This is a genomic window from Arthrobacter sp. C152 (assembly GCF_054890965.1).
On the sequence record NZ_JBTZSU010000015.1, the window covers coordinates 18,147 to 39,691 of the forward strand.

General features: G+C 66.9%; 18 protein-coding genes. 8 read left to right on the forward strand and 10 right to left on the reverse strand.

Annotation, left to right across the window (positions count from 1 at the left end; all coding sequences use genetic code 11):
* The first annotated feature begins 70 nt into the window (after positions 1-70).
* Positions 71-2,383, forward strand: a complete 2,313-nt coding sequence (katG, locus tag ACYSM9_RS12105; RefSeq protein ID WP_461857208.1) for a catalase/peroxidase HPI — start codon at positions 71-73, stop codon at positions 2,381-2,383.
* Positions 2,384-2,622: 239 nt separating this feature from the next.
* Here katG and ACYSM9_RS12110 read toward each other — a convergent pair whose 3' ends face one another.
* Both ACYSM9_RS12110 and ACYSM9_RS12115 read right to left on the reverse strand, forming a co-directional pair.
* On the reverse strand, positions 2,623-3,276 hold the full coding sequence (locus tag ACYSM9_RS12110; RefSeq protein ID WP_461857209.1) for a response regulator: 654 nt from the start codon (positions 3,274-3,276) through the stop codon (positions 2,623-2,625).
* A complete protein-coding gene (locus ACYSM9_RS12115) occupies positions 3,269-4,585 on the reverse strand; it encodes a sensor histidine kinase (protein WP_461857210.1) in 1,317 nt (438 codons plus the stop codon). Before ACYSM9_RS12115 ends, ACYSM9_RS12110 begins: the two co-directional genes overlap by 8 nt.
* Positions 4,586-4,750: 165 nt before the next feature.
* Here ACYSM9_RS12115 and ACYSM9_RS12120 point away from each other — a divergent pair, with 165 nt between their 5' ends.
* Both ACYSM9_RS12120 and ACYSM9_RS12125 read left to right on the forward strand, forming a co-directional pair.
* Positions 4,751-5,854, forward strand: coding sequence for an ABC transporter permease (locus tag ACYSM9_RS12120; protein WP_461857211.1), 1,104 nt, complete (start codon positions 4,751-4,753; stop codon positions 5,852-5,854).
* A gap of 29 nt (positions 5,855-5,883) precedes the next feature.
* Complete coding sequence (locus ACYSM9_RS12125) at positions 5,884-6,582, forward strand: ABC transporter ATP-binding protein (protein ID WP_461857212.1); 699 nt, start codon at positions 5,884-5,886, stop codon at positions 6,580-6,582.
* Here the strand turns inward: ACYSM9_RS12125 and ACYSM9_RS12130 are convergent, their stop codons facing one another.
* Complete coding sequence (locus ACYSM9_RS12130) at positions 6,583-7,335, reverse strand: ZIP family metal transporter (RefSeq protein ID WP_461857213.1); 753 nt, start codon at positions 7,333-7,335, stop codon at positions 6,583-6,585.
* Positions 7,336-7,534: 199 nt separating this feature from the next.
* Between ACYSM9_RS12130 and ACYSM9_RS12135 the strand changes: the two genes are divergently transcribed.
* On the forward strand, positions 7,535-8,011 hold the full coding sequence (locus ACYSM9_RS12135; RefSeq protein WP_461857214.1) for a sensor histidine kinase: 477 nt from the start codon (positions 7,535-7,537) through the stop codon (positions 8,009-8,011).
* Between the two features lie 85 nt (positions 8,012-8,096).
* Here the strand turns inward: ACYSM9_RS12135 and ACYSM9_RS12140 are convergent, their stop codons facing one another.
* Positions 8,097-8,708, reverse strand: coding sequence for an NADPH-dependent FMN reductase (locus ACYSM9_RS12140; RefSeq protein WP_461857215.1), 612 nt, complete (start codon positions 8,706-8,708; stop codon positions 8,097-8,099).
* Positions 8,709-8,980: 272 nt separating this feature from the next.
* Here ACYSM9_RS12140 and ACYSM9_RS12145 point away from each other — a divergent pair, with 272 nt between their 5' ends.
* Positions 8,981-9,148 carry a hypothetical protein gene (locus tag ACYSM9_RS12145; RefSeq protein WP_461857216.1) on the forward strand — a complete coding sequence of 56 codons (168 nt, stop codon included), beginning with the start codon at positions 8,981-8,983 and terminating at the stop codon, positions 9,146-9,148.
* Here the strand turns inward: ACYSM9_RS12145 and ACYSM9_RS12150 are convergent.
* Positions 9,145-9,615 (reverse strand): DUF4383 domain-containing protein, encoded by a 471-nt coding sequence (locus ACYSM9_RS12150; RefSeq protein ID WP_461857217.1) that lies wholly within the window; start codon positions 9,613-9,615, stop codon positions 9,145-9,147. The genes ACYSM9_RS12145 and ACYSM9_RS12150 overlap by 4 nt on opposite strands.
* Before the next feature lie 257 nt (positions 9,616-9,872).
* Here ACYSM9_RS12150 and ACYSM9_RS12155 point away from each other — a divergent pair, with 257 nt between their 5' ends.
* The gene (locus tag ACYSM9_RS12155; protein ID WP_461857218.1) at positions 9,873-12,512 is read left to right on the forward strand and encodes an exo-rhamnogalacturonan lyase family protein; all 2,640 of its coding nucleotides are present in this window, start codon (positions 9,873-9,875) and stop codon (positions 12,510-12,512) included.
* Positions 12,513-12,715: 203 nt separating this feature from the next.
* On the forward strand, positions 12,716-13,681 hold the full coding sequence (locus ACYSM9_RS12160) for an SRPBCC family protein (RefSeq protein WP_461857219.1): 966 nt from the start codon (positions 12,716-12,718) through the stop codon (positions 13,679-13,681).
* A gap of 69 nt (positions 13,682-13,750) precedes the next feature.
* Here ACYSM9_RS12160 and ACYSM9_RS12165 read toward each other — a convergent pair whose 3' ends face one another.
* From ACYSM9_RS12165 to ACYSM9_RS12175, 3 genes are read right to left on the reverse strand one after another with little or no spacing between them, the layout of a single operon-like run.
* A complete protein-coding gene (locus ACYSM9_RS12165) occupies positions 13,751-14,980 on the reverse strand; it encodes a metal-dependent hydrolase family protein (protein WP_461857220.1) in 1,230 nt (409 codons plus the stop codon).
* A gap of 3 nt (positions 14,981-14,983) precedes the next feature.
* On the reverse strand, positions 14,984-15,466 hold the full coding sequence (locus ACYSM9_RS12170; protein WP_461857273.1) for a GAF domain-containing protein: 483 nt from the start codon (positions 15,464-15,466) through the stop codon (positions 14,984-14,986).
* Positions 15,466-16,860 (reverse strand): MFS transporter, encoded by a 1,395-nt coding sequence (locus tag ACYSM9_RS12175; RefSeq protein WP_461857221.1) that lies wholly within the window; start codon positions 16,858-16,860, stop codon positions 15,466-15,468. The genes ACYSM9_RS12170 and ACYSM9_RS12175 overlap by 1 nt, the downstream gene beginning before the upstream one ends.
* 102 nt (positions 16,861-16,962) lie before the next feature.
* On the opposite strand from ACYSM9_RS12175, the gene ACYSM9_RS12180 reads away from it, so the two are divergent.
* Positions 16,963-17,841 (forward strand): MurR/RpiR family transcriptional regulator, encoded by an 879-nt coding sequence (locus ACYSM9_RS12180; RefSeq protein WP_461857222.1) that lies wholly within the window; start codon positions 16,963-16,965, stop codon positions 17,839-17,841.
* Positions 17,842-17,895: 54 nt separating this feature from the next.
* Here ACYSM9_RS12180 and ACYSM9_RS12185 read toward each other — a convergent pair whose 3' ends face one another.
* Both ACYSM9_RS12185 and ACYSM9_RS12190 read right to left on the reverse strand, forming a co-directional pair.
* Positions 17,896-19,887, reverse strand: a complete 1,992-nt coding sequence (locus ACYSM9_RS12185; RefSeq protein WP_461857274.1) for a rhamnogalacturonan lyase — start codon at positions 19,885-19,887, stop codon at positions 17,896-17,898.
* Between the two features lie 303 nt (positions 19,888-20,190).
* On the reverse strand, positions 20,191-21,531 hold the full coding sequence (locus ACYSM9_RS12190; protein ID WP_461857223.1) for an MFS transporter: 1,341 nt from the start codon (positions 21,529-21,531) through the stop codon (positions 20,191-20,193).
* Between the last annotated feature and the right edge of the window lie 14 nt (positions 21,532-21,545).

Sequence of the window (21,545 nt, forward strand, 5' to 3'; positions counted from 1 at the left end):
GGTCAAATAGGAGGGTTGACCGGCTGCCCGAGTCCAACCGCGGCCTCGGCCCAACGGAAGGAAAAAGCACATGACCGATAGCCAAGAGCATCCTGGGATTCCGACTCCTGCAAGCGCGCAGGGTGCGGACCAGAAGGCTGGGGGCGGGTGCCCGTGGCCCCACGGCAGTGCCGCCGCGCAGGGCAGCGCCACCTCTCACGGCAGCGAGAGTGAGAACCCGGCGATCGATTCGCCGCAGCCCAAGGGACACCGGCCGCGGACCAACCAGGATTGGTGGCCCAACCAGCTGGACCTCTCCGTCCTCCACGTGCACGGCCAGGCAAGCAACCCGCTGGGCGCTTCCTTCAGCTACCGGGAGGAATTCCAGAAGCTCGACGTCGAAGCCCTCAAGCGCGACATCACCGAGACCCTCACGACTTCCCAGGACTGGTGGCCTGCCGACTTCGGCCACTACGGCGGGCTGATGATCCGACTGAGCTGGCATGCCGCCGGCACCTACCGCGTCCACGACGGCCGCGGCGGCGCAGGTGACGGCAGCCAGCGGTTCGCGCCGCTGAACAGCTGGCCGGACAACGCCAACCTGGACAAGGCCCGGCGCCTGCTGTGGCCGGTGAAGCAGAAGTACGGGCAGAAGGTTTCCTGGGCCGACCTGCTGGTCCTCGCGGGCAACGTGGCCCTCGAGTCCATGGGTTTCAAGACCTTCGGCTTCGCGTTCGGCCGCGAGGACGTCTGGGAGCCGGAGCAGATCTTCTGGGGCCCCGAGGACACCTGGCTTGGCGATGAACGCTACGTCGGCGAGGGCAAGATGGCGGACAACGTCGGCGCCACCGAAATGGGCCTGATCTACGTCAACCCCGAAGGCCCCATGGGCAACCCGGACCCGGTCGCCGCAGCCGCGTTCATCCGTGAGACGTTCAAGCGGATGGCGATGAATGACGAGGAGACGTTCGCGCTGATCGCCGGCGGCCACACGTTCGGCAAGACCCACGGCGCGGCCCCGGCCGATGCGCACGTGGGCCCCGAGCCGGAAGCGGCGGACTTGGAGGCGCAGGGCCTGGGCTGGCTCAGCAACTACGGCAGCGGCAGCGGCGGCGACACCATCACCTCGGGCCTGGAGGTCACCTGGACGGACAAGCCCACGCAGTGGAGCAACCGGTTCCTGGAGATCCTGTTCGAGTACGAGTGGGAACTGGTCAAGAGCCCCGGCGGCGCGAACCAGTGGGTGGCCAAGTACGCCCCGGAAATCATCCCGGACGCCCACGACCCCAACAAGAAGCACCGCCCCACGATGCTGACCACCGACCTGTCGCTGCGCTTCGACCCGACGTACGAGAAGATCGGCCGCCGCTTCCTGGCGAACCCGGACGAATTCGCCCTGGCGTTCGCCAAGGCCTGGTACAAGCTCCTGCACCGCGACATGGGCCCGGTCGGCCCGCATATGCTCGGCCCCTGGGTGCCGGAGGCGCAGCTGTGGCAGGACCCGGTTCCCGCCGTCGACCACGACCCGATCAACGAGGAGGACATTGCCTCGCTGAAGGCCCAGCTCCTGGACTCCGGCCTGACAATCCCGCAGCTCGCCGGCACGGCGTGGGCCTCGGCCGCCACCTACCGCAAGACGGACCGGCGCGGCGGCGCCAACGGTGCGCGGATCCGGCTGGAACCGCAGCGCAGCTGGGACGCCAGCGAGCCGGAGCAGCTTGCCAGCGTCCTGCCCGTGCTTGAGCGGGTGCAGGAGGAATTCAACTCGGCCCAAACCAACGGCAAGAAGGTTTCGCTCGCGGACCTGATCGTCCTCGGCGGCGCCGCCGCCGTGGAAAAGGCAGCGGCCGACGGCGGGTTCCCCGTCACAGTGCCGTTCCGTCCCGGCCGGACGGACGCCGCCCAGGAGCAGACCGACGTCGAATCCTTCGGCTACCTGCAGCCGCGGGCGGACGGCTTCCGGAACTACATCCGCTCCGGCGAGAAGCTGCAGCCGGAAACCCTCCTGCTGGACAAGGCATACCTGCTGGACCTCTCCGCCCCGGAAATGACCGCCCTCATCGGCGGCATGCGCGCCCTCACCACCAACGTGGGCGGCTCCAGCCACGGCGTGCTGACGGACAAGCCGCAGGCCCTGACGAACGACTTCTTCGTCAACCTGCTCTCGCCCGGCACCAAGTGGAAGGCTTCCGAGAACGAGGAGAACGTCTACGAGATCACCGACGTGGCCACCCGTGAACTCAAGTGGACCGCCACCCCCGTGGACCTGGTCTTCGGCTCCAACTCCCAGCTCCGGGCCCTCGCCGAGGTGTATGCCAGCGAGGACGCCAAGGAGAAGTTCGTCACTGACTTCGTGGCCGCCTGGACCAAGGTCATGGAACTGGACCGCTTCGACCTGGACTAAGCGAAGTCACCCCTGAATGGGGCGAAGCCCCCGCGCGAGTCATGCTCCAGCGCGGGGGCTTCTGTTGCTTCCTTGTTCGGGGGAACAAGTGGAAACAGGAAAAACTTACCGGTCGGTAAACCCGGGGAATTTCAGATTCGGCCTACCTTGGACAATCTTGATTAAACCTTGAGGCAACGGAAGGACCGGGGCTGCTGTTAAGCCCCCGGTGCAAAAGGCGCCCGTACAGCCGGAACTTTTCAGGCGCCCGGCGCCCGAATGATCCGCCGCTGGGTTGCCGCCGCTATGGCGGCCGTGCGGTTGTCCACGCCGAGCTTGCCGTAGATGTGCACCAGGTGGGTCTTCACGGTCGCTTCGGAAATGAAGACCTGCTTGGCGATGGCCCGGTTGGACAGGCCGGTGGCCAGCAGCTCGAGCAACTGCACTTCGCGCGGCGTCAGCGACGTGCCCGGGTTGCTGATCCGGTCCATCAGCAGCGCCGCCGCCCGGGGCGCCAGGACCGTCCCGCCCGCCGCCGCCTGCAGGACGGCCTGCCGCAGCTGTTCGGGCGGGGCGTCCTTCAACATGTAGCCGCTGGCCCCGGCTTCCACCGCCGCGAGGATGTCCGCATCGGTGTCGTAGGTGGTGAGGATCAGCACGGGCGGAGGAGCATCAAGCTTCCGGATGGCGGCCGTGGCAGTGACGCCGTCCATCCCCTCCCCCATCTGCAGGTCCATGAGCACAACGTCCACAGGCTCGCCAAGCGCCGCCAGCCGCGCCAGTTCCTTCAGGGCGGCTTTGCCGTCGGCGGCCTCCGCGGCAATGGAAATCCCCTCGATTCCGGTGAGCATGGCGCGCAGGCCGGCGCGGACCACGGGATGGTCGTCAACCAGCAGGACCCGGACCTCACTCATGAGACCCGTCCAGCGGCAGCCGGATGCCCACCACGGTGCCCTCACCGGGCCCGGATTCCACCGTCAGCGCCCCGTCCAGCGCCGTGACTCGCTCCCTCAGCGAGCGCAGCCCGAACCCGCTGCCGTCCACTGCGTGAGCGGCACCCTCCGCAGCGGAGGGATCAAAGCCCGTGCCGTCGTCGTAAATGTCCATGGTCACCCCGGTTCCCAGGAAGGCAAGGGTGACGACGGCGTTCGCGGCCCGGGCGTGTTCGCGGACGTTCGCGAGGCTCGCCTGCGCCGCGCGCAGCAGGGCGACGCGGACGGGCTGGGGCAGCTCCTGCGGCTCGCCGTCCACCTCGAGGCGGCAGCGCAGCGGCTGCCCGGAGGCGGCGGCACCGGTTTCCGTCGCTGCGCACAGCCGGCGCAGGGCCTCCACCAGGGAGGTCCCGTCCAGCCGCGGGGAGGACAGGCCACGGACAAAGCTGCGCGCCTCGGCCAGGTTGTCCGCCGCGGTCTGCTGCACCAAAGCCAGCCGGGAGGACGCCGTGGCGGTGTCCCCGTCGGCGAGGGACTGCCCGGCCGCCCTCCCCAGCAGCACAATGCTGGACAACCCCTGCGCAAGGGTGTCGTGGATTTCGCGGGCCAGCCGCTCCCGTTCGGCCAGCATGCCGGCTTCATGCTGGGAGCGGGCCAGTTCCTCCCGCGTGCGGCGCAGCTCGTCCGCCGCACGCCGCTGGTTTTCTGCCTCCCGGTAGAGCGCGGCATAGGCGAGCCCGGTGATCACCGAAAAGATGGCTCCGAGCAGGGGCCCCACGACGGCGGCCGCGTGCGGGACCGGCGCTCCGCTGACAGCCCACTGCGACGCGATCACCGCAATGGTCATCAGCGCGATCGTCAGCAGCGCGGCGCGGCGTGGCAGCAGGTGCAGGTGCAGGAAGAAGATGGGGAAGGCCAGCCATGCGAAGTCCGCGCTCCCGGCAAGCAGGAAGACCCATAGTGCCGTGACCAGTGCCAGCCATAGGAGCCCGTAGCCGCGGGGGTTGAAGGTTATGCGGCCTTCCGCGTGGCGCTTTTCCAGGACAGTGCCGGCCAGATAGACAGCGGCGAGGACGACGGCGGCACCGGCCCACACCCAGCGCAAGGAACCTCCGGCCATCAGCATGCGGACCAGCGCCACGGCCAGGAGTATGGCGAATCCGGTGTGCAGGGTGACCCGCAGGACGCGAAGGATCGCCGCCGAGGACGCATTTTCCAGTGCGTTCAGTGGCCCCCTCGGCGGAACGCCGGCAGCCGTCGTCAAAGGTGGCGGCAAGGGGGTGGCAGGCATTGCATCAGCTTATGCCGCGATCGGTTCCCGGGGATCAATCAAATGGTTGACTTCGCGCTCAACCTTTCCATCCCGCCGGATCAACCGTATCCGTGATGGAGCCGCGGGCGGCCGCCGGGAGAGTGGAACACGCAAAGAATCCACCCCTGCTGAGAGAAGAACAACGTGTTCCTGGCAATCCGCGATATCCGCTTCGCCAAAGGCCGGTTCGCCATGATGGGCGGCGTCGTAGCCCTGATCACCCTCCTGCTCGTCATGCTGTCCGGCCTGACGGCTGGCCTGGCCGAGCAGTCCACGTCTGCTATCGGGAAGCTGGGCGGGTCAGCTGCCAGGCCGGTAGACAGCATCGCTTTCGGCGCTCCCGGAACCGGCACCCCCAAGGCGTCCTACACGGAAAGCTCCGTCACGGCCGCGCAGGTGGAGAGTTGGCGGAACCAGCCCGGCATCCAATCCGCCGAGCCGCTGGGCATCAGCCAGACCCGGGCGCTGGCCCCGGATGGGTCCGGAACAGCGAACGTAGCCGTCTTCGGTGTCTCCCCCGGCAGTCCCCTGGCGCCGGTTGACGTGTCCGCGGGGACCGCCGTGCTGGGTGGCTCAGTGGCGGAGGCATTGTCGGTGGGCCAGGGGGACAAAGTGTCCCTGGGCGGTGTGGAACTGTCGGTCGCGGCCGTGGTGCCTGACCAGTGGTACGCCCACACCAGCGTCGTATGGACAGCCCTGCCCGCCTGGGCCAAGGCGGCACACGTGTCCGACGGCGGTCAGCTGGCTACCGTCGTCGCCGTCACCTACGCGGACCCGGCCAGGGTGGACAGCGCAGCCGCGAACGGTGCGGCAAACACCGTGAGCGAGTCCCGGACCGGTTCCTTTCAGGCCCTCGGCTCCTTCAAGAGCGAAAACGGGTCCCTGGCCCTGATGCAGGCCTTCCTCTACGGGATCTCCTCACTGGTGATCGTGGCGTTCCTGACCGTCTGGACCATTCAGCGCACGCGCGACATCGCCGTCCTGAAAGCCATGGGCGCCCCCGGCTCCTACATCCTCCGGGACGCCATCACCCAGGCCGCCGTCGTTCTGGTGGCGGGTGCCTCCGCTGGAGGGGCCATTGGTGTGGCGGCAGGGTTCTTTGCCGCCCTGGCCGCCCCGTTCCAGCTGAGCCTGGCCACCACGGTGCTTCCCGTCGTCGGGATTGTCGCCCTGGGACTCGCCGGCGCCGCCCTGGCCGTCCGCCGCGCCACCAAGGTCGACGCGCTCCTGGCGCTCGGCGGCAACTAGTACCCACCCCATTGAAAGGAAACTTCCCGATGTCCAGCCCCGCTCCCTTGTCACTGGTCAACGTCACCCTCGAATATCCGGACGGCGGCGGGACCACCACTGCCCTGGACCGGATCGACCTCACGGCCCATGCAGGCAAGGTCGTCTCCCTCGTGGGGCCTTCCGGCTCCGGCAAATCGAGCCTGCTGGCCGTTGCCGCCACGCTGGTCCGCCCCTCCAGCGGCCAGGTCACCATCGACGGCACCGACACCACGGGGCTCAAGGACAACGAACTCACGGCCCTGCGGCGCGAAAAGGTGGGCATCATCTTCCAGCAGCCCAACCTGCTCCCGTCGCTTACCGCCGTCGAGCAACTCATCATCAGCGACCACCTGCGCGGGAAGCCCGCCAAGGCTGCCCGGGTGAAGGCCGCCGAACTGCTGGACGTTGTCGGCCTCTCGGCGAGTGCACGCAAACTGCCGCACCAGCTCTCCGGCGGCCAACGCCAGCGCATTAACATCGCCCGGGCGCTCATGGGCAGCCCCAAGGTTCTGCTGGTGGACGAGCCGACGGCAGCGCTGGACCACGAGCGGAGCGAAGCAGTGGTCAGGCTGCTCCGGCAGGTGACCGGCGAATTTTCAGTGGCAACCGTCATGGTCACCCACGACACCGAGTTCCTACCGCTCACTGATGCGGTGGCCACCATGCGGGACGGCAGGCTCACGGAGCCGGTCATTGCCGGCGCATAGTCACCCCAGGTGGTGCACCGTGAACGCCGTCAGGAACCCCACGGCGGCCGTCAGGCCGGTGAGGTTGTGGTGCTCCTCGAAGGCCTCCGGAATCATGGTGTCCGCAAGCATGGCCAGGATACCGCCGGCGGCCACCGAGGTAATGAACGCCACCAGTTCGTCGGGCGCATCCTCCAGGGCCACATAGCCCAGCAGCGCAGCCAAGCCGCTGAGCAGCGCAATACCGCCCCACAGGCCGAACACGTACCTGGCACTGCGGCCGGCCTTCTTCATGCCCGCCGTCCCGGAAAGCCCCTCCGGCACATTCGAGATGAAGACGGCGGCCAGCATGGCGGGGCTTACCGCTCCCCCGGCCAGCAGCCCGACGCCAAGGACCACGGATTCCGGGACCCCGTCCAGCAGCGCGCCGACGGCTATGGCCGTGCCGCTGCCCGGGTTGTCCTGTTCGCTGGGCTGCTGGTCCCCTGACCGTTTGCGGTGCTTGGCCCCGGCCCGGGACAGCATCATGTTCGCTCCCACGTACACCACTGCCCCGGCCAGGAATCCGGCCACAGTAGGCCACAGGCCGCCGCCCTTGACGGCCTCGTCCACGAGCTCGAACGCAAGGGCCGAGATCAGCACCCCCGCCCCGAACGCCATGATGGTGGACACGACTTTGGACGGTATGGTCCACCGCCAGGACACGGCTGATCCGAGGACCAGGGCCGCACCGGCGCCGGTGCCCCACACGAGTGACATTAACCAAGTAGGCATAGGTCTTCCGTCCCCAGCTCCGCAGGTATAAAACAACGGCCGGCGGCACACAGCTTGCCGGGCCCCTCAGGACGCCAGACTATTCCAGTCACGTCCCGCCAGCAGAATTGATGGGATCTTGCGGCAAACCTTGCGGCACCTAGAACTTGCAGGCGCAGGCTGTTGCCAAAGGACAAACCAGCTTGGGGAGCAGGAAGTCATGGGACACCAGACAGCGTTGGACAGTGAAGTCACAACCATCGGCGGCGTGCTGACGGACCGTCAGCCGCTGGATTTCCACACGTTGGGGCTGGCCGGCTGCATCGACCGGCTCACCGGGCCCCTGCGCCACCGGGGGATGTCGGTCCACTGGGATACTCCGCATTGGGGCATCGAGATTCCGGCGGACTGCGCGTCCCTCCTCTACCAGTCTGCCCGCGAGGCCCTGAGCAACGCCTACAAATACTCCGCCGCTTCCTCGCTCACCGTCCAGCTGGCCGCCGTGGACCACGGCATCCGCCTGGTGGTGTCCGACGACGGCACGGGCTTCAACAGCCAGCGCGCCACCTGCGGGCGGCACCACGGCTACGGGCTGCGCCTGATGTCCGTCGCCGTCCAGGAAGCCGGAGGGTCCGTGGACATCAGCTCCGCTCCGGGCAACGGCACCACCGTCACGGTGACGCTGCCGCTCGACTGACACAGGCCCTCAGGGCCCACATACTCGGATGCCCGCCGTTGCTGGGACGGCGGGCATCCGTACGCCTTGGCGGGACAGCCTGTTCTTAGCGGGACAGCTTGGCCTCGTCCGGCTGCAGGTCGCCGATGTGTCCGGGCGCGTTCGCGGCGAGGACCCGCGCCACGAAGGCCGCATATTCCTCCATGAAATGGCCCAGGAACTTGGCGGTGGACTCATCCTTGACCCCGCCGTCGTCGCCAAAGGCCGCGGGATCGAACTTCACGTAAGCCTCCGGGGCGTTCAGTTGCGGCGCGTCCAGGAAGCTCAGCACGGCGCGCATGGAGGACTGCATGACGGCGGTGCCGATGCTGCCCGGTGAGGCCCCGATGATGCCGGTGGGCTTGCGCGCGAACGAGTTGGTTCCCCACGGCCGGGAACCCCAGTCAATGGCATTCTTCAGGGCGCCGGGGATGGAGCGGTTGTATTCGGGGGAAACGAACAGAATGCCGTCCGCCGCCTCGATGGCCTCCTTCAGCGCCCGGCCGGCCGGAGGGAAGTCGGCGTCGTAGTCGTAGCTGTACAGCGGAAGGTCCCTGATGGGGATCTCCGTGAACTCCAGCTCCTCGGGTGCGAGTTTGATCAGGGCGTTGGCCAGGACCCGGTTGATGGAGCCCTTCGCCAGGCTCCCCACGAAGTATCCGATCTTGTACGTTGCCATGCGTGCGTTCCTTCCAACAGCCGGACCGTGCCGGCCGCCTGCGCGGCGGCTGGACAAGCGGTGGCTGCTAATTTCGGTGACTGGAAACGGCACCCGCCCCGGACGGAGGCTGGCGCCCACTGCCCGTCCAGTCCAGCACGGTTGGCCGTCCCCGGCCAGAGCAGGAACTCCTTGACACGCAGGAAGCCGGGGGGCTGAATGATGGGTAATGCAACCCTCCGGCTTCCGCAGTATTTCCAGCTTCGCCGTACCTCCAGCTTCAAGGAGCAGCCATGACCGCAGACCACTCACGGGACGACGACGACCGGGTCCATGCCGAATCACCTGCCGAAGGCGATCCGGACGCGGACCCGGCCGACATCCGGGTGCACAGCCAGGACCCCGCCGAAGGACCGGACGACGACGGGCCCGCGGCGAAGAGCCAACCCCCGAAGAGCTAACCCCTACGTTCCGTTCCGGTCATGTCGCGGCCGAGCACGAAGCCGAGGACAATCATTGCCACGCCCAGTACGGCGTGCAGCCAGTTGTCCGCGGTGTTGAGCGGAATGAAATTGGCCCCGGACCCCTGGTCGATCAGCAGTCCGTAGAGCCAGATCACCAGGTACAGGACGCCGCCGCCGAGCAGGAAGTACCTCGACTGCATTGCCGTCCTGCCCATGAGCAGGCCCGCGGCACCGAAGAGCAGGTGGACGATGTTGTGCAGGATGGACACCTGGAAAATGCCCAGCAGCAGGGCGCCGGAGTCGTGGCCGGCGAAGGCCATCTGCGAGTAGTTCGTGGTGACGCCGGGAATGAACCCCAGGATGCCCACGAGGGCGAAGATCCCGCCGGAAACCAGGGCAGTGAGTTCGATCGCAGTACGGTGGTGGCTCGCGCCAACGCCTGGATGCGCTGATGACGCAGACATTATTTGCTCCCTCAATGTGATGCGGTGCTGATTATGCGTACTCGGGACGCTGCATTCAGCCCCGTTCCTGCCGCATCACCTCGTACAGTTCCAGCTTCGACTCGTCAGGCGGGCGCTTTCAGAGGCTTAGGTCCTGAGCTTTGCCAGGCAACCAGTCCTTGGACGACCCTTGCGGCACCTCGCGTGGCGGACTATTTTGAAACGTATCAGAAAGCGCTTTCACATCATTGGTACGCGAGACAACGGAGTTTGAGCACATGGCAGACACTCTCATCAGGTGGATCGACGGCGAGGCACCTGCAGAGATCAGCGGCGGAACCACGTGGGGCATGCCGTTCGCACGCGGAACAGCCACCGGGCCGGGCAGCCTGGCGGTCAAGGATGCCGCGGGCAATCCCGTGGCCAGCCAGGCATGGCCGCTGGCCACGTGGCCGGACGGGTCCCTGAAGTGGGCGGGCCTCGCGCTGGGTGCCACGGACGCCCCCTCCGGCAGCTACCATGTGACGCTCGACGGCGGCGCGTCGCCCTCCGGAGCCGGCCAGCCGCCGTCGGCCGCCCCCCGAGTCACCGTCACCGCGGGTGCCGGCGCCCTCACAGTGGACACCGGCAGGCTGCAGATGGTGATCAACGGCAGCGGCAGCACCCTGTTCAGCAGCCTCATCCGCGACGGCGCCACCGTTGCCCGCGACGCCCGGCTGGTCAGCCTGCTGCAGGACGGCATCCCCGAAGCCGCCGGGACGGCGCGCCGGGAGGCGTTCACCGGCGAGGTGACCGCCGTCGAACTCGAACAGGACGGGCCCGTCCGCGCCGTGGTGCGGCTGGAAGGCCGGCACCGCCCGGACGCCCCCGGGACCGGCCGGGAGTGGCTGCCGTTCGTGGTGCGCTTCTACTTCTACGCGAACGCCCGCAGCGTGCGGATGGTCCACTCCTTCATCTGGGACGGCGACGCTGACCGCGACTTCCTGGCAGGCATGGGGGTCCGCTTCACTGTCCCGCTTGAGGCTGAGCTGCACAACCGGCACGTCCGCATCGCAGGGGCCGACGGCGGCTTCCTCACCGAGGCGGTCCGCGGCCTGACCGGGCTGCGGCGCGATCCGGGCGCGGACGTCCGCGAAGCGCAGGTCGCCGGCCGGCCCACTCCCCCGCCGGAAACTTGGAACCCGGAGGTGTCCGAACGCCTGCACCTGATCCCGGCCTGGGGCGATTACACGCTGGCGCAGCTCAGCGCGGACGGCTTCGAGCTGCGCAAACGGACGGCTCCAGGACACGGTTGGGTGGGTATTTCGGGCGGCACCCGCTCCGCCGGTTTCTGTTCCCTCACCGATACGCGCGGCGGCCTGGGCGTGGGCGTCAAGGACTTCTGGCAGTCGCACCCCGGCCAGCTGGACATCCGCGGCGCCGCCGTCGGCGAAGCCACCCTCACCGCCTGGCTCTATTCACCGGAAGCGCAGCCCATGGACCTGCGTTTCTACCACGACGGCCTGGGCCAGGACACTTTCGGGGAGCAACTCGAAGGCCTGGAAATCACGTACGAGGACTACGAACCGGGCTTCGGCGACCCCACCGGCATTGCCCGCACACATGAGTTAACTCTCTTCGCCTATGACGGCACGCCGCCCACGGAAAGCCTCGCCGCAGATGCGGCAGCCGCTTCCGCCCCGGCCCTGTTGCAGGCGCCGCCGGACTACCTGCACTCGGCGGGCGTGTTCGGGGACTGGGATCCGGTGGACCGCAGCACCCCCGCGCGGGCCCGCCTGGAGGACCGGCTGGATTTCCTGTTCGACTTCTACGCCGGGCAGGTGGAGCAGCGCCGCTGGTACGGGTTCTGGAACTACGGCGACGTGATGCACACTTACGATTCCGACCGGCACGTGTGGCGCTACGACGTGGGCGGCTACGCGTGGGACAACTCCGAGCTGTCCCCCGACCTGTGGCTCTGGTACTCCTACCTGCGCTCCGGCCGCGCGGACATCTTCCGGTTCGCCGAGGCCATGACCCGGCACACCGGCGAGGTGGACGTCTACCACCTGGGGCCATGGAAAGGCCTGGGGTCGCGGCACAACGTCCAGCACTGGGGCTGCAGCGCCAAGCAGCTGCGCATCAGCACCCCCGCCTACCGCCGCTTCTACTACTACCTGACGGCGGATGAGCGCACCGGCGACCTGCTCACCGAACTCGTGGACAGCGACCAGAACTTCCTGGGTCTTGACCCGGTCCGAAAGGTCCGCCCTGACGCCGCAACCTACCGCCCGGACCGTGGTGCCCTGGGCGTGGGGCTGGGCACCGACTGGGGTTCACTGGCGGCCACCTGGCTCACGGACTGGGAACGCACGGGCAACCCCCGGTCCCGGGACAGGCTGCTGGGCACCATGGCGGACATCGGCGCGCTGAAGTACGGCTTCCTCACCGGCGAGGCTCTCTACGACCTGGACAAGGGCAGGTTCGATACCAGCCGCGAACTGATCCAGGTTTCACACCTCAGCGCCGTGTTCGGGCTGGTGGAAATCTGCAGCGAACTGGTGGACCTGGTGGATGATCCGGACTTCGAACAGGCGTGGCTGCAGTACTGCCGGCTCTTCCTGGCAAGCCCGGAGGAACAGGTGGAGGCGGTGGGCGAGCCGCTGACCGGCATCCACCTCACCCAGGCGCACAGCCGGCTCACGGCCTATGCCGCGGCCCGCACGGGAGATCCGGACCTGGCCGCCCGGGCCTGGGAAAGCTTCGCCGAGGGCGGCGAACACCTGAACCACGATTCGGCTTTCACGCCCCGGAAAATCCAGCCGCCCCACGTGCTGCTGCCCGTGGACGAGGCGCCCACCGTCTCCACGAACGACACCGCCCAGTTCGGGCTGGCAGTCATCCAGAACCTGGCCCTGGTGGGCAAGTACCTGCGCTGACGCACCCACGCTGCCCGCACTTACGACGGCGGCACCCGGCTCCTGTTCCGCAGCAGGACCGCGTGCCGCCGTCGTCCGTTTCCTCCCGCTCCCCCAACTGGGTAAGGGACCGGGGTAGCAAGGTTTGCGGGCAGCAGGTAACTTAATAAGCATGCTGATGATTTTCGGTCATTGGCTTCCGGTAACACAGCGAAGGAGACGTTATGAGCACGAAGGTGGAAAAACGCATTCTGGTGAACGTTCCGGTGAGCACGGCCTACAACCAGTGGACCCAGTTCGAGGAATTCCCGCACTTCATGGGCGGCGTGAAGAGCGTGACGCAGCTCAGTGACGACCGGCTGGAGTGGGTGGCCGAGATCGGCGGCGTCCGCCGGCAGTGGGAAGCAAAGATCCTTGAGCAGGTCCCGGACCGCAAGGTTGCCTGGGCTGCCACGGACGGCGCCACGAATGCCGGCGCCGTGGAATTCGAGGACGTTGGCGGCGGCCAGACGTCACTGCAGCTGACGCTCGAATACGAGCCCGAAGGTTTGATTGAGAAGGTTGGCGACAAGCTGAACGTCGTGGACAGGCAAGCCGAGGCCGACCTGCAGCGGTTCAAGGAGTTCATCGAGGACGAGGGCTACGCCAGCGGTGCATGGCGCGGGGCCGTCAACCCGGGCGCCACGGTTGGCACACCCGGTGTGGAGCACGCGGGAGCCTCCCTGGGCGATTCCGGAAAGGCAGGCGTCTCCGGCAAGGTGGCGGCCGGGCTCGGCGTGGCGGCGGCGGCAGGTGCCGCGGCAGCGATGGCGGCCGGCGGCAACAAGGACACTGCGGCCGCGGACGAGACCGTTACACCGGCAGCCCCCGGGGAGCCGGCCACCGTCACCCCGCTGACCGCGGACACCACCACGGGCCCGGTTGCCGACACGGGCACCACCGCGACAGGAACGGCGACGTCCGCCGGCTCGTCAGGCTCCATCGGGGACCTCGACGACGGCAGGATCGGCCACCCGTTCGACCAGACCAACGGGCTGGTGGACGCCACCGGTGAGTCCGACGAGACGCTGGAAGGCGAGAACCTGAGCGCCGGCGAACGGCGCGAGGACGACCGCCGTCCCGACGGCGGCCTGCCGCCGGTGGGGGCAACCTCGGCGGACACTGAGCCAGCCGGAGTCCGGCCGGTGTGATGCCGGCCTAGCCGGCAGATGCCAAAGCACCGCCCGCCTCTCCCCCGAGGCGGGCGGCGCTTTCGCGCGTCATTCGCCGACGACCACACCGTCCTGGATCACCAGTTGGAGATGGTCGGCGATGTCCGCGAGAACGGCGATGTCCTCCACCGGGTCTGCCGAGAGGAGGAGCATGTCGGCGGCAGCACCTGGGGCCACAACTCCGATCTCGCCGACCCCCCCCAGCAGCTCGGCAGCGGTGGTGGTTGCGGCGCGGATAGCGTCGATGGCCGGCTGAACCTTGCCGAGAAGCCGGAACTGCTCGTTCTGGTGGCGGTGCATTCCGCCAAGCAGGTCGGACCCGAAGACCATCTTCACGCCTGCCTCGTGGGCCCGCGCAATGGCCTCGAGTCCGCTCGTCAGGACGGAATCGACCTTCGCCCACATCTCGTCGGTCAACCCGAACTCCCGCCCTTCCTCCTTCAGAGCCCAGTACGTGACCAGGGTCGGCACGAGGAAGGCGTCCTTTTCGAGGAAGAGCTTCAGGCTCTCATCATCCAGGAGGTTGCCGTGTTCGATCGACCGCACTCCTGCTTCCAGGGCCCGGTTGATGGCGCGGGCAGTGTAGGCATGCGCGGCAACATAACGGTTGGCTGCCTCGGCCTCTTCCACGGCCGCCCGCATTTCCTCCATCGAGTACTGGGTTGAATCGATGCGGTCGGTGGGTGACGATACGCCGCCCGATGCCATGATCTTGATGTGGTGCGCGCCCTTGCGGAGCTCGTCCCGGGCCGCGGCCCGGACGGCGTCGACCCCGTCCGCGACCCGTCCAATGCCGCAGCATCCGCGCCCGTTGGGATCATGGTCCTCGCCAGGCAGGCGCATGTCGCCGTGGCCTCCGGTTTGGCTCAGAGCACGGCCGCAAAAGTGCAGCTTGGGCCCGTCGAGAAGCCCTTCGGCCTGCGCTTTGGCCAGGCCGAAGTCGGCACCCGAAAGGTCCCGGACGGTGGTGAAACCCCGGCGCAGCATGTCCTTCATGATCCGCGCCGTCTGGGCGTAGGCGTAGGAGGGCGGCGTCCAGGTCAGGGATCGGAAGTCGGCGCTGGACGCGACGACGTGGACGTGGGCGTCGATGAGCCCAGGGATGAGGTACTTGCCGCTTGCGTCGATGGTCCGCGCATCGCCGGGAGCTTCCGCGCCCGGTGCGATGGTGCGGATTTTTCCGTCTGCGGTAACGACGTCGGCCGGCGAGAAGGTGCCCGCGTGGACATCCAGGACGTTCGCGTTCCGGATAACAAGGGGTTGAGTGGAGGCAGTCATGCGTCAGACGGCGCCCTTTCCTGTTGTAAATGATTGGTCGGACTGGATGAAAGCCGCTGCGGTCTGTGCCGAGGCAGTGGCGACGGTTGCGGCGGCGGCCTCGAGGCTGCCGGCGCCGTACCGCCCTTCGGCGTCAAGCAGGGCAAGGACGCCAACAACCTGGCCGCCGGATGTCACGGGGATGTTGATCACCGCCCCGCACCCCAGGGACTGGATGAGTTCAACGTCGGTGAAGACGTCACGCAACGCTGTTGCATCGGCTGCCAGGAACGGCTCCTGCCTGGCTATGACGGTTTCCAGCCATCCGGCGGAGATTTCCACGGATTTTTCCGCGCCGGTGGGATACTCCACCGGGTGGCTGGTAAAGACCCGCCTCAGGACCGAGGTGCCGGGCAGCCAGCGGAGCGCCGTGAAGAGGATGACTCCCGGCTCGTGGCGCAACCTGTCAAAGAGCGACTGGAAGACGTTATTGGTTTCCTGATCCATCACTTGGGGCCTCCTGCAACAGCCGGCTGCTCGGGTTCGGTCCGGGCATTGATGTCTTCGAGCGATTTGCCCGCAGTGGACGTGCCGAAGATGACCACGCCCAGGACGCCGACGGCGAGGACGACCGTCGTCATGGTGAAGACGCCGCCAAACCCGAGTGCTGCGGAGAAGATGCCGATGATGGACGGGGCGAGGATGCTGCCCACCCGCCCCACGGCACTTGCCAGTCCGACGCCGGTGGCCCGCATCCAGGTGGGGAACAATTCCGGCGTGTACGCATAAACCCCCGCGTAGGTGCCGTTGAGGAAGAAGGAAAGCGTGGCAGCGGCAACCAGGATCATGCCGGAATCATTCGACTGGCTCAGCCAGAAGGCGCTCAGGGCGGATCCAGCCAGGTACAGGGCGATGGTGTTCTTGCGGTCGATCCTGTCGCACAGCCATGCAGCCGAGAAGTAGCCGGGAATTTGGGCGAGGTAAATGATGATGGAGTATTCAAAGCTCTTTGTGACCGTGATGCCGCGGCCCACCAGCAGTGTGGGGATCCAGGAGAAGAATCCGTAGTACGAGAAGGTGATCACGAACCAGATCAGCCAGATCACGGCGGTCCTTCGGCGCAGCACCGGCGACCACATGACTTTCAGGGCGTTCCAGATGCTGATCTTCTGTCCGTGCTTGGTGATGTCCTCCGCGCCAGTTTCCACCGGCTGCAGGCTGTTTCCGGTTGCCCGGATAACGCTTTGCTCAAACCGTTCCACCACCTGTTCCGCCTCGGCCTGCCTTCCCTGGCTCATGAGGTAGCGGGGCGATTCCGGAAGGCTGCGGCGCCACCAGAGGAGCAGGAGGATGGGAATTGCGGTGATGACCTGGGCCCACCGCCAGCCGTCCTCACCCATGGGAACAACGAAACGGCCAATGAATGCGGCGCCGACAAATCCAAAGGAGAAGAAACCCGCCAGGGTGCCGATGAACCAGCCACGCCTCTTCGGCGGGATGAATTCCGACAGGAAGGGGGCAATGATGACGCTCTCGGCCCCGGCACCCAGGCCTGCAAGGACCCGCGCAACCAGGAACACCTCAAAGTTCGGAGCCATGGCCGCCACGACAGACATGGCGCAGTAGAAGGCCAATGCCCACAGCATGACTTTTTTTCGCCCGAACCGGTCGCCCATCCATCCCGAGAGGATGGCACCGAAGAAGAAGCCCAGCGGTGCCGCGGAGCCGACAAGGCCCAGGCTGGCAGTGCTGAGGCCCCAAAGTTCCTGGATGCGCGGCAGCAGGAAGGCAACCACCGCGCCGTCCATGCCATCGAAGGAATAGCCGAGCCCTCCAATGAGGAGGAGCTTGTAGTGTGGACGACTGAGTGGGAGCCGGTCCAAGCGTGCTGTTAGAGACATTGGGGATCCTGCCGAAGTGGGCCGAGTTGTACATTTTTTAAAATTTGCACAGATCCGTGCATGTAGATTGAAGTTACGTGCATCACCAGCGGAGGTCAATAGGTGAAACAAGAAGTTAACGGCGCCACCTTGACCGAATGGCTCGATGGCCAGGCCCGGGGCCGCAAACTCGCGGCCCGGCAACTCCAGGTCCTGGGCGTCCTTCGGTCCCAGCCCAGGCTGGCGTCCTACGGGTCGGTCAGCGACATAGCTGCCGCGGCGTCGTCGAACGCCTCCACGGTGACCCGGACCGCCCAGACCCTCGGATTCAAGGGTTGGGCGGAATTCCAGTTCGAGCTTCGTTCGCGGTTCCTTGCGTCGTTGAGCGCCGTGGAGATCGCAGCCGAACACAACGGCCATGTGAGCAGCCCGGCGCAGGCTTCCCTGACCACTGACCGGTCAAACCTTGTCCACCTGGAGAGGACCGTGGATCCGGGCGTACTGCATGCCGTGGCCCAGGCCATCGCGGCGGCACGGCAGACGCTGATCATTGCTGCGGGCAGTTACGCGATCCCCGGCAAGGCGCTGGAACACAATGCCATCATCGCCGGCTATGACGTCAGGCTCCTGGACGCGGACGTCGCCGCCTTGACCAACGCCATTGCCCGGCTGACGCCCGACGACCTGGTCATTGCCATCAGCCTCTGGCGCGTCTACGACAGCACCGTGCGGGCGGTGGATTTTGCACACAATCTGGGCACCCCGATCGCCACGATCACGGACACCGCCAGCTCCCCGGTCGCCAAGCACGCACAGCACCGGATAGTTGTGCCCGCGGAAAGTGCCGGATTCTTCCCTTCCCTCACGGGTGCGGTCGCTGCCGTCCAGGCAATCGCTGTTGAGCTCGCCTCGCTGGACAAGGAACGGTCCACCCGCAGCATCGCAGCGTCGGAACGCACCTGGGACCAGATGAGGATCATGCACCCGCGCCCCAGCACATAGGAAAGCGCCGCGCGGTCCCCGTAGGGAAGCCGCGCGGCGCTCACTTTCTACCTGCTACTTCGTGCTTCCCGCGTAGAACACGGCCGGCATGGCCGGGGTTTCCATGCCCTGGCCGATGAAGAAGCTGGGGTGCGGCGGCTGGTTGTAGCCGACAGTCTCCCGGGCCACGCCGGTGCGGTACATCGGGTCATGCATCAGGGTGCGGAGCCTGACCTCGGTGGGTGACGTGGTGGTGTAGATCCGCAGCTCAGTGCTGTCAGCAGACGGGAACACCAGTTCCTCGCGCCAGTCGCCGAGCAGGTCCGCCTGGAGCGACGGGCTGCCCTTGGTGTGGTTGTTGGTGCGCGCTCCGGTGGCGGTCAGCAGCCTGTCGCTGGCCTGCGTGTCCCAGTTCCACTTCGAGATGGTGGGCACGCCCATCCCCGCGACGGCGTCAAAGTCGTGGTCCACGATTTCCCGGAGCAGGTCACCGTCCCACCAGGCCATGAAGTTGGCCGCGGGGATCTTGTCCCCGATCCGCTCGCCCCTTGCGGACATCAGGTACCCGACGGAGGAGTTCCAGGCGGCGTCGCCGCCCACGGCCCAGCTCTCTGAGCCCGGGAAGCGGGGGTCGATGTCACCGGTGGCGCCGCGGCCGGTGTCCTTGACGGCGGGGATGCTCCACAGCACCTCGCCGGTGGCTGAGTCGCGGAAGGTGGCGCCGCGGTTGCCGCTCGCAGACATGCTCTCGTGCACGGCGAAGGTCTCAAGTCCGGGGCGGGAAGGGTCGAGGTCGCCGGTGTGGATCGCGTCGCCGTGGCCCAGCGTGGTGTTGTACAGCGGGGTTCCGTCGTCGTCGATGGTCATGGAGCCAAAGACGAACTCATCCCTGCCATCCTGGTCCACGTCCGCCACGGACAGGTTGTGGTTTCCCTGGCCCTTGTACTCGGCGCCGGCCACATCGGAGTCGAACTTCCAGCGCTTGACCAGCTTGCCGTTGGCCAGGTCGTAGGTGACCAGCACGGTGCGGGTGTAGTACCCGCGGCTGAACATCATGGAAGGGTGTTCGCCGTCCACGTACGCAACGGCTGCAAGGAAGCGGTCCACGCGGTTGCCGTAGCTGTCGCCCCACGCGGACACGGTGCCGCGCGGCGGATCGTACGGGACGGTGTCCATGATGGTGCCACGGGCGCCGTTGAACACCGTAAGGAACTCCGGACCGGACAGCACGTAGCCTGCGCTGTTGCGGTAATCAGCCGCCGGATCACCGATGACCGTGCCGGCCGCGTCGGTGGTTCCGTCCGCGGTCTTGAAGGCCACCTCGGCCTTGCCGTCGCCGTCGAAGTCGTAGGCCAGCATCTGCGTGTAGTGGGCTCCGGCGCGGATGTTGCGGCCCAGGTCGATGCGCCACAGCTTGGTGCCGTCCATCCGGTAGGCGTCCACGTAGACGTTGCCCGTGTAGCCGGACTTGGAGTTGTCCTGGGCGTTGGTCGGGTTCCAGAGCTGGATGATTTCATAGGCGCCGTCGCCGTCCAGGTCCGCGACGCTGGAGTCATTGGCCGTGTAGCTGTAGGCCTGCCCGGTGGGGGTGACGCCGTCGGCCGGCTTATCCAGCCTGACGGGCAGGTAGTTCTGGGCCAGCGGCCTGAACGCGGCGCTGAGTTTGTCCTGCCCATTGCCGTTGCCCACGGTCTTGATCACGTACGTGGAGTCCGCCGTGCCGGCCGGGTCCACGTACGTGGTGGTGTCCCGGATGGGCTCATCGGTGATCTGGACGCCGTCGCGGATGACATGGAAGCCCACGCTGTCCATGTCGAGACCCAGCATCCGCCAGCCGAGGGTGGCACCCTGGTCCGTCAGCACGGCAACCGGGGCGCGGTCCAGGTTCTCCACCTGCCGCCTGGGGTGCGACAGCGCCGCCGCATTGCCGGCGGGATCGGACTGGCCGGGGTCGGCTGCAGCCAGGGGAACGCCGGTAAACACCAGCGCTGCCGCCGAGAGCGTGGCTGCGGCAGCGGCGGGCGCCGCCTTCCAGCCACGTCTGGTGCGGCGTTGAGGGGGGCACATTGAGGGGTTTGGCAAAGAACATCTCCTTTGATGCGGCGGCAGCTGACTCTGCCGCACAACAGGTTGGAACGTTTCATTTACGCGGCAGCAGGACCCTCCACGAGTGATGTTTGGGGGTTTCGCCGTACGCGGAAAGCGCTTTCTGCCCTTTAGGTTTACCAGTGGCTGACAAATCTGGTCAAGGGTTTGACCAAAAGTTATTGTGAGAAATTGTGCGAGGACGTTCGCTTGTGGGTATGGTTGCCCCGCACACACGGCACGCCCGCCCACGGTCAATACGACGTGGGCGGGCGTTCGCCTGTCTCAGCGGATACCGCGCAGCTTCACTCCTGCTGCAAGGGCAGCGAGGCTGATCAACGCGATCACGGCGAGGTAGTACCCCGGCGCTACAGCCTGGCCGGTTTGCTGCACCAGGTAGGCGGCGATCATGGGGGTAAACCCGCCGAAGGCCACCACCGCGGTGTTGTAGCTGAAAGAGAGACCGGTGGCCCGGGTCCGGGCATCGAAGGAATCGGACATCACGGAGGGCAGGGCGCCGAAGTAGGCGGCCTTGAGCAGTCCCAACACGGTCATTACCAGCGCCAGCACCAGGAAGGACTTTGCGCTGATCACCCAGAGGAACAGCGGTACGACGGCGAGCAGCAGCACGATCACGGTGAGCACCATGATGGCCAGGCGGCCGAATTTGTCCGAGAGGTGGCCCACCACGGGTGTGCCAAAGGTCAGGATGACGCCGGTGATGATCGGCGAGGTGAATGAGATGCCCGGCTCGAGCCCCAGCTCCTTGATGGCAAAGGTAGGCATGTACTGCAGGATGAAGTTCAAGGCGGTGGAAACCGCCAGTGCACCGCCGGCAATGAGCATCCCGGTCTTCTGGGAGGCGAACACCTCCCGAATGGGCGAGTGCTTCCGGTCGCCGGAGTCCTGGGGCGCGGGCACTTCGCGCATTTCCTTGCGGATCAGGAAACCCGCAGGGCCCACCAGCAGGCCGAACAGGAAGGGGATCCGCCAGCCCCACTCAGTCATCTGGGCATCGGTGAGGACTGTGGTCAGGACGGCCACGAAGATCGCGGCGAGCAGGCTGCCAAGGCCCTGGCTGGCGAACTGGAAGCTGCCCAGGAATCCCTTGCGTTTGCCGTTCTGGGCAATCAGGTAGGCGGTGGCGGCACCGAACTCGCCGCCGGCAGAGAAGCCCTGGATCAGCCTGGCCAGGACGATTCCGATCGGGGCCAGGATGCCGATGGTGCCGTAGTTCGGCATGAACGCCAGCAGGGCGGTGCCCAACACCATGAGCCGGATGGTCACGGTGAGGCCCCTCTTCAACCCGTGCCGGTCGGCGAAGGACCCCAGCACCAGGCCTCCCAGCGGCCGGATGAGGTAGGAGACACCGAACACGGCGAAGGCCTGGATGAGTTCGACGCCGGGATCGTTGCTGGGGAAGAAGTTCCGGCCGATGTAGATGGCCAGGAGCGCGTAGATGGCAATGTCGAACCATTCGAGCGCGTTGCCGATGGTGGCCGCCACAATCCCACGGGTGGCGGACTGCGGCGCCTCGGCCCGGGCGGCTGTGGATGGGACAGTGCTGGTTGGAACAGTGCTGGTTGGAACAGTGCCTGGCTGGTTCTTCTGCTGCGGAATGGTCATGGAAGCTCCAGGGG